At 57.8% G+C, this 12,674-nt stretch carries 10 protein-coding genes; 6 read left to right on the top strand and 4 right to left on the bottom strand.

Going from position 1 to position 12,674, the window contains the following annotated elements; translation table 11 throughout:
• Nucleotides 1-2 precede the first annotated feature (2 nt).
• The 3 genes from ftsA (at nucleotide 3) to lpxC (ending at nucleotide 3,700) form a co-directional block, all read left to right on the top strand.
• Nucleotides 3-1,229, top strand: coding sequence for a cell division protein FtsA (gene ftsA, locus V6936_RS09710; RefSeq protein WP_003803541.1), 1,227 nt, complete (start codon nucleotides 3-5; stop codon nucleotides 1,227-1,229).
• 170 nt (nucleotides 1,230-1,399) lie between these two features.
• Nucleotides 1,400-2,566: a cell division protein FtsZ gene (ftsZ, locus tag V6936_RS09705; protein ID WP_039943740.1), complete on the top strand. Its 1,167-nt coding sequence runs from the start codon at nucleotides 1,400-1,402 to the stop codon at nucleotides 2,564-2,566.
• Nucleotides 2,567-2,776: 210 nt separating this feature from the next.
• Nucleotides 2,777-3,700, top strand: a complete 924-nt coding sequence (lpxC, locus tag V6936_RS09700; protein WP_003803538.1) for a UDP-3-O-acyl-N-acetylglucosamine deacetylase — start codon at nucleotides 2,777-2,779, stop codon at nucleotides 3,698-3,700.
• Nucleotides 3,701-3,733: 33 nt separating this feature from the next.
• Here lpxC and V6936_RS09695 read toward each other — a convergent pair whose 3' ends face one another.
• Nucleotides 3,734-4,216, bottom strand: a complete 483-nt coding sequence (locus tag V6936_RS09695) for a DciA family protein (protein ID WP_003803536.1) — start codon at nucleotides 4,214-4,216, stop codon at nucleotides 3,734-3,736.
• An 18-nt stretch (nucleotides 4,217-4,234) separates the two neighbouring features.
• Between V6936_RS09695 and V6936_RS09690 the strand changes: the two genes are divergently transcribed.
• From V6936_RS09690 to V6936_RS09680, 3 genes are all read left to right on the top strand, one after another.
• Nucleotides 4,235-5,167, top strand: a complete 933-nt coding sequence (locus V6936_RS09690; RefSeq protein WP_003803534.1) for a M23 family metallopeptidase — start codon at nucleotides 4,235-4,237, stop codon at nucleotides 5,165-5,167.
• A gap of 119 nt (nucleotides 5,168-5,286) precedes the next feature.
• Nucleotides 5,287-8,013: a preprotein translocase subunit SecA gene (secA, locus tag V6936_RS09685; RefSeq protein ID WP_003803532.1), complete on the top strand. Its 2,727-nt coding sequence runs from the start codon at nucleotides 5,287-5,289 to the stop codon at nucleotides 8,011-8,013.
• 203 nt (nucleotides 8,014-8,216) lie between these two features.
• The gene (locus V6936_RS09680) at nucleotides 8,217-9,131 is read left to right on the top strand and encodes a DUF1932 domain-containing protein (protein WP_336579794.1); all 915 of its coding nucleotides are present in this window, start codon (nucleotides 8,217-8,219) and stop codon (nucleotides 9,129-9,131) included.
• 272 nt (nucleotides 9,132-9,403) lie between these two features.
• Here V6936_RS09680 and mgtE read toward each other — a convergent pair whose 3' ends face one another.
• The 3 genes from mgtE to V6936_RS09665 all read right to left on the bottom strand — a co-directional run bounded on the left by mgtE (nucleotide 9,404) and on the right by V6936_RS09665 (nucleotide 12,635).
• Nucleotides 9,404-10,885, bottom strand: a complete 1,482-nt coding sequence (gene mgtE / locus V6936_RS09675; RefSeq protein ID WP_003803528.1) for a magnesium transporter — start codon at nucleotides 10,883-10,885, stop codon at nucleotides 9,404-9,406.
• A 21-nt stretch (nucleotides 10,886-10,906) separates the two neighbouring features.
• Nucleotides 10,907-11,251: an acyl-CoA thioesterase gene (locus tag V6936_RS09670; protein WP_003803527.1), complete on the bottom strand. Its 345-nt coding sequence runs from the start codon at nucleotides 11,249-11,251 to the stop codon at nucleotides 10,907-10,909.
• A gap of 184 nt (nucleotides 11,252-11,435) precedes the next feature.
• Nucleotides 11,436-12,635, bottom strand: a complete 1,200-nt coding sequence (locus tag V6936_RS09665) for a M20 aminoacylase family protein (protein WP_336579793.1) — start codon at nucleotides 12,633-12,635, stop codon at nucleotides 11,436-11,438.
• Between the last annotated feature and the right edge of the window lie 39 nt (nucleotides 12,636-12,674).

Raw genomic sequence — 12,674 nt, 5'->3', positions numbered from 1 at the left:
ATATGACTCGTGACATCAAAGACCTGATCGTTGCATTGGATATCGGCACCAGCAAAGTGGTTGCGGTGGTAGCCGAAGTGCTGCCGGAAGGCCGGTTTGAAGTGCTTGGTCTGGGCCAGCATGAATCCCAGGGCATGCGCAAAGGGGTAGTCGTCAATATCGAGACGACGGTCAATTCCATTCAGCGTGCGCTGGAAGAGGCCGAGCTGATGGCTGACTGCAAGATCCGCGAAGTCTATACCGGAATTGCGGGCAGCCACATCACCAGCTTCAACTCCAGTGGCATGGTGGCGGTAAAGGATAAGGAAGTGACCGCCACGGATGTGGCGCGTGTGATCGAAACGGCCAAGGCCGTGAATATCCCTACCGATCAGCAGGTGCTGCATGTGCTGACGCAGGAATTCATCGTGGACTCGCAAGAGGACATCCGCGAGCCTATCGGCATGAGCGGGCTGCGTCTGGAAGTGCGGGTACACATTGTGACTGGTGCCGTCAGTGCCGCCCAGAACATTGTCAAGTGCGTGCGCCGTTGCGGCCTGGAAGTGCAGGATCTGATCTTGCAGCCTTTGGCCTCCAGCCTGTCCTGCCTGACGGCCGATGAGAAAGAGCTGGGCGTAGTGCTGGTGGATATTGGCGGCGGTACGACCGATATTGCCATTTACACCGGCGGTGCCATCCGTCACACCGATGTGATCCCGATTGCCGGCGACCAGATCACCAGCGATATCGCTGCCATGCTGCGCACGCCGACGCCAGATGCGGAAGAAATCAAGTTGCGCTTTGGGGTTGCCAAGCAATCGCTGGCTCATCCCGAGGAAATGATCGAAGTGCCCGGTTTGGGCGATCGTCCCAACCGTCAGGTCAAGCGCCAGGCTTTAGGTGCCGTGATTGAGCCACGCGTCGAGGAGTTGTTCACGTTTGTGCAACAAAGCCTGCGCGAGTCGGGCTACGAAGATCTGCTGTCGTCGGGCGTGGTGCTGACTGGTGGCACGGCCATGTTGCCGGGCATTGTGGAACTGGCCGAGGACGTATTCCTGAAACCGGTGCGTATTGCGGTGCCCAGCTACGAAGGCAGCCTGGCGGATGTGATGCGCAACCCGCGCTTTTCGACGGTGATGGGCCTGTTGACTGAAGCCCGCCTGCAAAGTGCGCGTGGTCGCAAGGTGGCACAGCAAAAAGGCAGTGTCAAAGGTCTGGTGGCCCGCATGAAAGAATGGTTTATGAATTAAGGGCGTTGCAAGACGCTCAGGTCGGGCCGCCTGAAAGGGCGGTCCGGGAGGCAGTTCAAACCGGGTGCGAACCCCCTGGTTGGCAGATGTTTTGAGCTGATTCCAAATTTTGGTTGTATCGGGGAAGTACGTAGAAACTTGACTAATTAGTGTTTGAGTGGGAGTCAATCATGATGAACTTTGAAATGTTAGATACCAGCAGCAGCGGCACGGTCATCAAGGTCGTGGGCGTGGGCGGCGCAGGCGGCAACGCAGTGACGCATATGATCAAGTCGGGCGTGCAGGGCGTGGATTTCATTTGCGCCAATACCGACTCGCAAGCGCTGGCCAGCAGCGATGCTCCTATCCAGATCCGTCTGGGACGCAGTGGCCTGGGTGCTGGCGCCAAGCCCGATCAGGGCCGTGCGGCTGCTGAAACCGCTCGTGAAGAAATCCGTGCCGCCCTGAACGGTGCCAACATGGTGTTTATTACGGCCGGTATGGGTGGTGGTACCGGTACCGGTGCCAGCCCCGTTGTGGCTGAAGTGGCCAAGGAGCTGGGCATTTTGACCGTGGGCGTGGTCACCAAGCCTTTCTCTTTTGAAGGCAACCGCCGTCTGCGCATGGCCGAAGAAGGAATCGAGGAGCTGAGCAAGCACGTTCACTCCCTGATCGTGGTACTGAATGAAAACCTGTACGACTTGATGGACGAGGATGCGACTCAGGCCGATTGCTTCAAGGCGGCGGACGACGTGCTGCACAATGCCTGCGCCGGTATTGCCGAGATCATCAATGTTGAAGGGAATGTGAACGTTGACTTTGAAGACGTGAAAACCATCATGGGTGAGCAAGGTCAAGCCATGATGGGTACGGCGGTGGCCTCCGGCTCGAACCGTGCCCGCGAAGCGGCTGAACGTGCAATTGCCTGCCCATTGCTGGAAGGGGTGGACCTGCACGGTGCTCGCGGCATGCTGGTGAACATCACTTCCTCGTCCTCGCTGAAGATGCGCGAAACCCGCGAAATCATGGACACCATCCGTGGTTACGCCGCAGAAGATGCAACCGTCATCTTCGGTACGGCTTACGATGAGTCCATGGGTGACAGCCTGCGCGTGACGGTCGTGGCTACGGGTCTGGGTCGCAAGCAAGCACGTCCACAGTTGGTACAAAACAACGAGGAAGTGTTACGTACTGGTACGGACAATATGCCCGTGATTGGTGCTGATTACGCCAATGCGGATGTGCCTGCGGTTATCCGCAATCCACGCAGCCAGGCCTCGGCTCAGGTGCGTGCTCTGGAGACGGCCGGTATGGATCATTTCGATATTCCGGCGTTCTTGCGCAAGCAGGCTGATTAAAAATCAAGTTCGGCGATTACCCGAGTCGTCAATTTGATTTCTCCCACGACTCCCCCTGAGCGTTCGCGTTCAGGGGGCGTAAGTGTTTCGTAGTGTCGCTATGTTTGACGCTTGACAATTGCGTATGTTTTTAGAAAGCGTATAGTGGATAACCCGTATTACGGTTACAATAGTCTTTGCGAACAACACTTTACAAATACAAGAATAGCCATGCTCCGTCAGCGCACCATCAAAAATGTCATCAGTACCAAAGGGGTCGGCCTGCACTCCGGTCGTCGTGTCGAGCTGACATTACGCCCCGCCGCGCCTGACACCGGTATTGTGTTTCACCGTATTGATCTGCCGGAGATTGTGGATCTGCCTGCGCAGGCCGACAAGGTCGGTGGCACGCGCATGGCCTCGGTGCTCATCAAGGACAATGTTCGTGTCTCAACGGTTGAGCACCTGATGTCTGCCATTGCGGGTTTGGGTATTGATAATCTGCATGTGGACCTGACTGCTGAAGAAGTGCCCATCATGGATGGCAGCGCAGGCACGTTCGTGTATTTGTTGCGCTCGGCCGGCTTGCAAGAGCAGGAAGCGCCCAAGAAATTTTTGCGTGTCCTCAAGCCCGTTGAAGTCTCTGAAGGCGAGGGAAAGGACATTAAATGGGCCCGTCTGGAGCCCTATGAAGGCTTTGCCCTTCAGTTTTCGATTGATTTTCATCACCCGGCAATTGATGCAACGGCCAATTTTGCCGAGGTGGATTTTGCGCATGACTCGTATGTGAAGACGATCTCACGTGCGCGCACCTTTGGCTTTGCCAGCGAGGTCGAGGCGTTGCGTGCGGCCGGTCTGGCCCGTGGTGGCAGTCTGGACAATGCCATCGTCATGGACGAATACCGCGTCCTGAACAGCGACGGTCTGCGTTACGAGGATGAGTTCGTCAAGCACAAGATTCTGGATGCGATTGGCGACTTGTACCTGATTGGCCACCCCTTGATTGCCCGTTATGTAGCGTGCAAATCCGGCCACGGCCTGAACAACCAGTTGGCGCGTGCCCTGCTCGCCGCCCAGGACAGTTGGGAATTGGTCACGTTCGAGTCTGCGGCTAGCGCGCCTCATGCGTTTTCCAGCGAGTGGAAATTCGCTTGATACGGGTGTAAGGGCGCTATCTGCGCGCCCGGTTTAACTGCGATGATGACGCAACAGGCGTTCGATGGCTTGGGCCAGAGGACCTTGCGGTAATGAGTCATGCAGCTTTTCAAATGATTCCAGGGCCCGCTCGTCCAGGACTTGTACCTGGCGTGCGGGCTTTTCTGTCACAGCTGCAAACAAATGGGCTTGCACGTGAACCAGCGTCTCGCTAATGTTCCAGCCAGCGGCATTCATCTGTCGGGTGACGGTGGGCAAAAGCTGACGCAGCTTGGCCGCATGCGCTGCGCTGGGAACTGCCAGCGTCAATTGCTGTCTGTCTATACGTGCAACTTTACAGGCCTTGCCCAAAGCAGGGGGCAGGGCTTTGCTTACATGGGTCTGGGCTGCCATCAGCTGCCGGGCCATTTCCAGTACCTGGGAACCTTGCTGGTCCTTGGCCAGCCAACCCAAAGCGTGGCTTTGCCCGCTACTGCGTTTTGGCGCGGATGAGGAAAAAGGGGGCTTCCAGGTCATGTTCGAGGTTATACAAGAGTGGATCAACATAAAGACTATACGTCCTTAGATGTTAAAGCCAAAGGGGTGCGCCGCACGGTGATCGCCGTGGTGGCCTTGGTATCGCTGGGCGTTTCTGCTGCGGCGGGCGCTCTGGTGCAGTCGCACTGGAGTGAGCGCAACGGCGTTTCGCTGGATACGGAGATGGCCCAGAGCCAGGCCGCCGCGATGCAGGACAACGTCACCCGCCTGGCTGAAAAAGTGGGCGGTTTGCAGGCCAAGCTGATCGAAATGGACGGTGTCAGCAAGCGCGTTGCCAAGGCGGCGGGCATCGAGTACACCGATCCGGAGCTGGCCGGTTCCATGCCGGTTCAGGATCTGGCCGTGATGGACAGCATGGATGGCGCCGACCTGGTGTGGAACGCCGATCGTCTGGGCGAGCAACTGGACAATCTGGCCAAACAGATGTCCGAGCAGCAAGACTGGTTTCAGATGCTAGACAGCGTGCTGACCGAGCGCACCGGCAACGAGGCCCGCCTGCCCAATTATCGCCCGGTGGATTACGATGAGGTCGCGTCTTCCTTTGGCTGGCGGCGTCACCCGATTTCGGGTCGCCATGCTTTGCACGAAGGCCTGGATTTTCCTGCTCCCAAGGGTACGCCCATCTATGCCGCCTCCGGCGGCGTGGTGTCCGAGGCGCGTTACATGACAGGGTATGGCAAGCTGGTGGAAATCAACCATGGCAATGGCATGAGCACGCGATATGCCCATGCTTCCTCGATCGTTGTTAAATTAGGCGACGTAGTGGAAAAAGGGCAGTTGATTGCCCGAGTCGGCTCCACCGGGCAGTCCACAGGTTCGCACCTGCATTTTGAAGTGCGCATGGCCGGACACGCCCTGGACCCCAAGCTTTTTCTGCCGGCGCGTGAGTACGTAGAGCAGCAGATCGCGCAATTGGATTCGGACAAGTAGTTCCGTCTTGCAGCATGTGCGTTAAACTGATTGTTTGCTTGCGCATCCCTTTTAACCAGAGATAGGCTCGAGGCACAGATTCAAGCCCTTGCGGCCTCGCCTACATTGACGACACAAGAATGGTTTCATTGCTGAAAAAGCTTATTGGCAGTCGTAACGACCGACTGCTCAAACAGTACCGTAAGCAGGTCGCCCAGATTAATGCTCTTGAGCCTGCCATGCAGGGACTCAGTGACGAGGCCTTGGCAGCCAAGACGCAGGAGCTGCGCCAGCGTGTTCAGGATGGCGCCTCGCTTAACTCGCTCCTGCCCGAGGCCTTTGCCGTGGTGCGCGAAGCGGGTGTCCGTGTGTTTGGCATGCGTCACTTTGACGTGCAGATGCTCGGCGCCATTGCCTTGCACAATGGCAAGATTGCAGAAATGCGTACGGGCGAAGGCAAGACGCTGACCGCTACCTTGGCCGTGTATTTGAATGCGCTCTCGGGTAAGGGCGTGCATGTGGTGACGGTGAACGATTACCTGGCTCGACGGGATGCCGCCTGGATGGGCCGTCTGTACAACTTCCTGGGTATGAGCGTGGGTGTGGTGGTTCCTCAGCAAGACAACGCTGAGAAGATTGCCGCCTATCAGGCTGACATCACCTACGGTACCAATAACGAATTCGGTTTTGACTACCTGCGCGACAATATGGAATACCGCGCCGAGGATCGCCGCCAGCGCGGCCTGTCCTACGCGATTGTCGACGAAGTTGACTCCATCCTGATCGATGAAGCCCGTACACCGCTGATCATCTCCGGCCAGGCCGAAGACAATACCGAGCTGTACGTGCGCATGAACGTGGTTCCGCCCATGCTGACCCGCATGACGCAAGAGCCTCGTCCACACGAGCCCGAGCCTGAAGGCGACTTCTGGGTCGACGAGAAAGGTCAGCAGGTTCATATTTCCGAAGCCGGTCACGAACGTGCCGAGCAGATTCTGACGGAAATCGGTCTGTTGCCCGAAGGCGAGTCGTTGTACGAGCCACGCCATATTTCCCTGATGCACCACCTGATGGTCGCCTTGCGCGCCCACAACCTGTTCTTCCGCGATCAGCAATACGTGGTTCAGGATGGTGAAGTGGTGATTGTGGATGAATTTACCGGTCGTTTGATGGCGGGTCGCCGCTGGTCCGATGGCTTGCATCAGGCGGTGGAAGCAAAAGAAGGCGTACGCATTCAGAACGAGAATCAGACGCTGGCCTCGATTACTTTCCAGAACTACTTCCGCATGTACGACAAGCTGGCCGGCATGACCGGTACGGCCGATACGGAAGCCTACGAGTTCCAGGAAATCTACAGCCTTGAAACCGTCATCATCCCGCCTAACCGTCCTTTGGCGCGTAAAGATCAGAACGATCAGGTTTTCAAAACCGATGACGAGAAGTTCAATGCCATTCTGAAAGATATTCAGGACTGTCACGAACGCGGTCAGCCTGTACTGGTGGGAACCACCAGCATCGAGAACTCCGAGCTGATTTCCACGCGCCTGAACGCTGCCGGCGTCAAGCACGAGGTTCTGAACGCCAAGCAACATGCTCGCGAGGCCGATATCGTGGCTGAGGCTGGCAAGCCGGGTCACGTCACGATCGCCACCAATATGGCCGGTCGTGGTACCGACATTGTGCTGGGTGGCAGCATCGAGCGTGCCATTTCCGCCGTGCGTGAAGATCAGTCGCTGAGTGCCGAGCAGAAAGAGGCTCGCATTCAGGCTATCCGTGCCGAATGGGAGCCGCTGAACCAGCAGGTTAAACAGGCTGGCGGTTTGCGCATTATTGGCACCGAGCGCCACGAGTCCCGACGTATCGACAATCAGTTGCGTGGTCGTGCCGGTCGTCAGGGCGACCCAGGTTCGTCGCGTTTTTACCTGTCGCTGGAAGATTCCTTGATGCGTATCTTCGCTGGCGATCGCGTCCGCGCCATCATGGAGCGCCTGCGTCTGCCAGAAGGCGAGCCTATCGAAGCCCGCATGGTGACGCGCTCCATCGAGTCGGCCCAGCGCAAGGTCGAGGCGCGCAACTTCGATATTCGTAAACAGCTGCTGCAGTATGACGACGTGGCCAACGATCAGCGCAAGGTGATCTACGCCCAGCGTAATGAGGTGCTGGAGTCGGGCGATATTACGGAAACGATCAGCAGTTTGCGTGAAGCGGCCGTCAGCCGCCTGTTCCGTGAGTACGTGCCGCAAGACACGATGGAAGAGCAATGGGATATTCCGGGCCTGACCACCGCCTTGCAAAGCACTTTCCAGATTGATCTGCCTCTGGCCGAAATGCTGGAGAAAGAATCCAACCTGACAGACGACGATTTGCACGATCGTGTTATCGAGGAATCCCAACGTCTGTTGCAGGCCAAGATCGATCAGGTCGGTCAGCCCAACTGGGGTAATTTCGAGCGTGCGGTACTGTTGCAATCGATCGATACACAGTGGCGCGGGCACCTGCAGGCACTGGATCATCTGCGTCAGGGCATTCATCTGCGTGGCTATGCCCAAAAAGATCCTAAACAGGAATACAAGCGCGAAGCCTTTGAGCTGTTTTCCGATATGTTGGACCGGGTGCGTGACGAAGTGGTCAAGGTGCTGATGACGGTACGTATCCAGACGCCGGAGCAGGTTGAGGAAGCCGCTGCTGAAGTTCCCGCCAACTCCAATGTCCGTTTCCATCATTCTGACTACGATGCTGCCCTGAGCGGTGAAGATCCCGGTCTGGATGAAGTGGCCAAAGGCGAAGTGCCACGTGTGGGCCGTAACGATCCTTGCCCATGCGGCAGTGGCAAGAAATACAAGCAGTGTCATGGCCGATTGAACTGATCCCGGTTCAGATCGTCCTGCCCGCTGGCAGCAACCCCATGAATCTTCGGTTCATGGGGTTTTTTTTCCGGGTAAAGGCAGCGATCCGGGCGGCGACGTTGCGTTTGAATGTCTCTTGGCCCTCAGGGAAGTTTTACCGTTAAGCTACAGCCTGCAGCCGACTAAAGACGGCTGTCACTTCTCGTTTTCTCCGTGTGTTTTCTATGACAACAACTCCCTTATTGCATCGTGTCGCCCTGGTCGGGGCGGGTGAGGTGGCGCATTTTTATGGTGCAGCCCTGACGTCGGCTGGCGTACAGGTTCCGTTTATCTTGGTGCGCCGCGAAAGTGCAGTTGCCCGTGAGCTGGCCGAGCAATTGGGTGCGCAGCTGTGCCGGCAGGCAGATGCGCGCTGGCGGGATCTGGACGGGGTGTTGTCAGCCGTTACAGGGACGCAGGCTGGCGCCGTTGCCCGCGCGGTCATGCCCTGCTTGATGACCGGTGCCTTGTATATGGATTTGTGTACTGCTGAACCTCAGGACATGGAAGGCATGGCTGTCCTGGCGCAGCAGTACGGTGTTGAGTTGGCTGATCTGGCGATTATGGGCTCAGTGCCCGCTACAGGCGCTCAGACGGCGTTGCTGGCCGCCGGGCAGGGGGCTGGCAGGGCTGCGGCTTTCTGGCGGGCTCAGGGCGCTCCTGTGCGTGTTTTGCCAGGACAGGCCGGAGATGCGATGCGCCTTAAGTTACTGCGTAGTCTCATGACCAAGGGCTTGGAAGCTTTGGGGATTGAAAATCTGATGCTGGCCGAACGCATGGGTTTGCGAGCCGAGCTGTACGAAGTGCTGGAGGATTTGAACCAGCGTGGCTTGCAGGACTTTATGGAGTCTTGCTTGCGCAGCCACCTGGTGCATGGTGTGCGCCGTCGTGATGAGGTTCTGCAAGTACGTCGTCAATTGGAACTGGCTGGCATTGCGCCACGGGTGACCAATGGCGTATTGGATTTCTTTGAGCACACAGCGCAGACAGCGTCTTTGCAAAGAGATCAGGTCGTAGGGACGGAGGAGAGTCTGGAGGCGTTTCTGGAAGAGGCTCGTTGCTCGTCTCCCCGGTCTTCGTTGCTTGGAAAACCTGTTTAGCGCTCCTGTCGGATGTGTCGCCTCTGGGTTTGAGACACTTTGTGGGACTGGCCATCAAGCCTTGCACCGGAAGGGTAGAGAGCTTGTATCTAAGGAAATGAAGTAAACATACTGGAAGCTGACACGCCGACGCCCCGATAATCGGGCATTCCAGTGTTTGGATGTTCAGATTTCCCTGGACCAAACGATTAAAAGACGTGATTGATTTCCTTTGATGCCGATATAAAAAAACCGGCCAGAAGCCGGTTTCTTTAATCGTGCCTGCTGGCGATTTATAGCAAGAATACCGTTGCCAATCCCAGGAACAGCAGGAAACCCAGCGAGTCCGTTGCGAAGGTTAGCAGTACCGAGGAACCCACGGCGGGATCATTGCCGAAGCGATCACGCAGAATCGGGATCATCACGCCCAGTGCTGCGCCGATCAGCATATTGCCGATCATGGCGGCCATCATCACCGCGGCAATCGCAATCGAGCCCGAGATGAACCAGGCAAAAAAGGCCGTTACCGCACTGCCACAGACGCCGACCAGAAAGGTCACCAGCAACTCACGCTTGATCAGCGGCAGGACGTTGGAACCGGTGACACGGCCCGTCGCAATGGCACGAATAATCATCGTCATGGTCTGGTTGCCGGAGTTGCCGCCAATCCCGGCCACAATCGACATCAGGAAAGCCAGGATCACGATGTGGCTGACGGTGTCCTCAAAGCGCGACGCAATGAAAGAGGCAGTGGCCGCCGTACAGAGATTGATCAGCAGCCAGGGGGCCCGGTTGCGGATGGCGGTACGGATGGGCGAGAAAATGTCATCCTCTTGCAGACCTGCACGCGACAAGGCTTGCTCTTCGGAGTCTTCTTGCAGCACGTCCACCACTTCGTCAATGGTGACTCGGCCTATCAGTCGGCCCATATCGTCGACGACCGGGGCCGAGACCAGGTCATAGCGCTCGAAAGCCCCGGCCGCATCCGAGTCCGAGTCCAGGGGATTGAGAGTCAGATAATCGGTGGACATGACCGAGGACACCAGCGTTTCGGGTTCACTGACCAGCATGCGGGTCAGGGACAGGGTGCCCTGCAATTTATCGGCGCGGTCCACCACAAAAATCTGGTCAGTGTGGTCTGGCAGCTCTTGTAGACGGCGCAGGTAGCGCAGGACCACCTCCAGGGTGACATCCTCACGCACACGCACCATGTCAAAGTCCATGATGGCGCCCACCGTGTCCTCGGGGTAGCCCATGGCTTCAATCAGTTGCGCACGCTCTTCGTCCGTCAGGCCGCGTTGCACGGCAGCCACCACATCGGGCGGCAGGTCGGGCACCAGATCAGCAATCTCGTCGGCATCCATATTGCCGGCGGCAGCGATCAGGTCTGCGGTATCCATGGAGCGAATCAGCGATTCGCGTGCCCAATCCGCCACTTCCAGCAGCACGTCCGCATCGTGTTCGGCGTCCACCAACTGCCAGATGGCCTGTCGTTCCAGCTCGGGCAAGGACTCCAGGATAAAGGCGATGTCGGCCGGGTGCAGATCATTGAGGATGGCCTTGATCTCGCTTTCATGCTGGCGATGGATCAGACCCTCAAGCAGGTTGGAGCGGTCGTCGTCCTCGAACTGACGCTGGGCCAGTGATTCGACGACCTCCTGGCGCTTCAGGATGTTCTTTAGGCGATACAGCGCCTGTTGCGCATCCTCGGGCTCCAGGCGGCGCGGTTTGGGGGTGTCGCTGGGCGAAGTGGGGGGTACCAGGTTTTCCTGCATAGGCCTGCCTGTCACGAATACTTAGAGAGGGGGCAGCGGACGGCTGCGGCGCTCGTCATCGGTGGCCACGTAGGTCAGTGTGGCTTCCGTTACTTTGACCGTTTCCAGTTGCAGGCGTTTGCGCTCCGCGTACACTTCCACCGAAACCGTAATGGAAGTGCGGCCGGTTTTGATGATTTCCGTGTAAAAGCTGAGCAAATCACCCACAAACACGGGTTGCTTGAAGGTAAACGCATTCACCGAGATGGTGGCAACCCGGCCTTGAGCGCGTCGTGTTGCAGGAATCGCGCCGGCAATGTCCACTTGGGACATGATCCAGCCACCGAATACGTCACCGTGAATATTGGCGTCCGTAGGCATGGGCATGACGCGCAAGGTGGGGGCTCCGTCCGGAAGCGAAGAAAGGTTGCTTGATGTAGTCACAAAGACTCCCGTAGTGGAAGAAAGGGTGGGGCACTGATGCCCGTCGCGCGGGGTGGCTGCCCTCAGCAATAGAGCCTGCCATTGTAACGGCAAGCTTTAGGCCCGCTATGAAACATTTGTTAAAGCGTCAACGGTGTTGGGCCAGCCAGTCCAGAGCCAGTTTGACCCAGTAACTGGCGCCGACCGGAATCAGGGCATCGTTAAAGTCGTAGCTGCCGTTGTGCAGCATGCACGGGCCCATGCCGTGACCCGGGCTGCGGTGTTCGCCGTCGCCATTGCCCAGCCAGACATAGCAGCCTGGGACTTCCTGCAGCATGAAGGAGAAGTCTTCGGCCCCCATGGAGGGACGAATGTCCTGGCGCAGCTTGTCGGGGCCGACCAGTTCCCGGATGACTTGCGCGCAAAAGGCCGCTTGTTCGGGATCATTGATGGTGGGTGGGTAGCGGCGGTCAAAGTCAAACTCGGCCTTGCAACCCTGAGCGGCGCAGAGTTGTTCACACAGTTCGCGCATGCGGGTCTCGACCAGATCCAGCGCTTCGTTGGAAAAGGTGCGTACGGTGCCGCGCATGACAGCGTCGTTGGGGATGACGTTGTCGGCAGAGCCAGCATGAATCTGGGTAATGCTCAGCACCACGGGCTCGAGCGGGTCCACATTGCGGCTGACGATGGTTTGCAGGCTTTGCGCCAGTTGCACGGCCGCCATGATGGGGTCCACGCCCAGGTGGGGCATCCCACCGTGGGCCCCTTTGCCTTCAATACGAATTTCAAAGGTATTGCTCGAGGCCATCATGCCGCCTGGCAAAACCCCGAAGCTGCCTGCTGGCATGCCGGGCCAGTTATGCAGGCCAAAGACGGCCTGCATGGGGAACAGCTTGAACAAGCCGTCCTTGATCATTTCCCGTGCGCCGCCAAAGCCTTCCTCTGCCGGCTGGAAAATAAGGTAGATGGTGCCCGCGAAATCGCGGTGCTCAGCCAGATAACGAGCTGCGCCCAGCAGCATGGCGGTATGCCCATCGTGCCCACAGGCGTGCATCTTGCCATCGTGGCGGCTTTTGTGTTCAAACTCGTTCAGTTCCTGCATGGGCAAGGCGTCCATATCGGCACGCAGTCCCACGGACGGGCCCTGGCCGCCTGTGCCTTCCAGAATTCCCACTACGCCTGTGACGCCCAGGCCCCGATGCACCGGAATGCCCCATTTCTCCAGCCAGGATGCGACCTGATCGGCCGTCCGGGTTTCCTCGAAAGCCAGCTCGGGATGGGCGTGCAGATCACGCCGTATGGCTGCAATTTCATGGGACCAGGTGGAAATGGGTTCAAACAGCTTCATGATGCGGGCTTGTCCTTGGGCTTGAACAATAAAGTAGAG

The organism is Alcaligenes sp. CHO6, from assembly GCF_037120595.1.
In the GTDB taxonomy this organism is placed as follows: Bacteria; Pseudomonadota; Gammaproteobacteria; order Burkholderiales; family Burkholderiaceae_B; genus Alcaligenes; species Alcaligenes ammonioxydans.
Note: the sequence above shows the minus strand (reverse complement) of the source record. Positions and strands in the feature narration are given on the sequence as shown.

Coding starts and splice junctions, on each gene's coding strand:
- ftsA (WP_003803541.1), top strand. CDS start 3: ATGACTCGTGACATCAAAGACCTGATCGTTGCATTGGATATCGGCACC.
- ftsZ (WP_039943740.1), top strand. CDS start 1,400: ATGATGAACTTTGAAATGTTAGATACCAGCAGCAGCGGCACGGTCATC.
- lpxC (WP_003803538.1), top strand. CDS start 2,777: ATGCTCCGTCAGCGCACCATCAAAAATGTCATCAGTACCAAAGGGGTC.
- V6936_RS09695 (WP_003803536.1), bottom strand. CDS start 4,216: ATGACCTGGAAGCCCCCTTTTTCCTCATCCGCGCCAAAACGCAGTAGC.
- secA (WP_003803532.1), top strand. CDS start 5,287: ATGGTTTCATTGCTGAAAAAGCTTATTGGCAGTCGTAACGACCGACTG.
- V6936_RS09680 (WP_336579794.1), top strand. CDS start 8,217: ATGACAACAACTCCCTTATTGCATCGTGTCGCCCTGGTCGGGGCGGGT.
- mgtE (WP_003803528.1), bottom strand. CDS start 10,885: ATGCAGGAAAACCTGGTACCCCCCACTTCGCCCAGCGACACCCCCAAA.
- V6936_RS09670 (WP_003803527.1), bottom strand. CDS start 11,251: ATGCCCATGCCTACGGACGCCAATATTCACGGTGACGTATTCGGTGGC.
- V6936_RS09665 (WP_336579793.1), bottom strand. CDS start 12,635: ATGAAGCTGTTTGAACCCATTTCCACCTGGTCCCATGAAATTGCAGCC.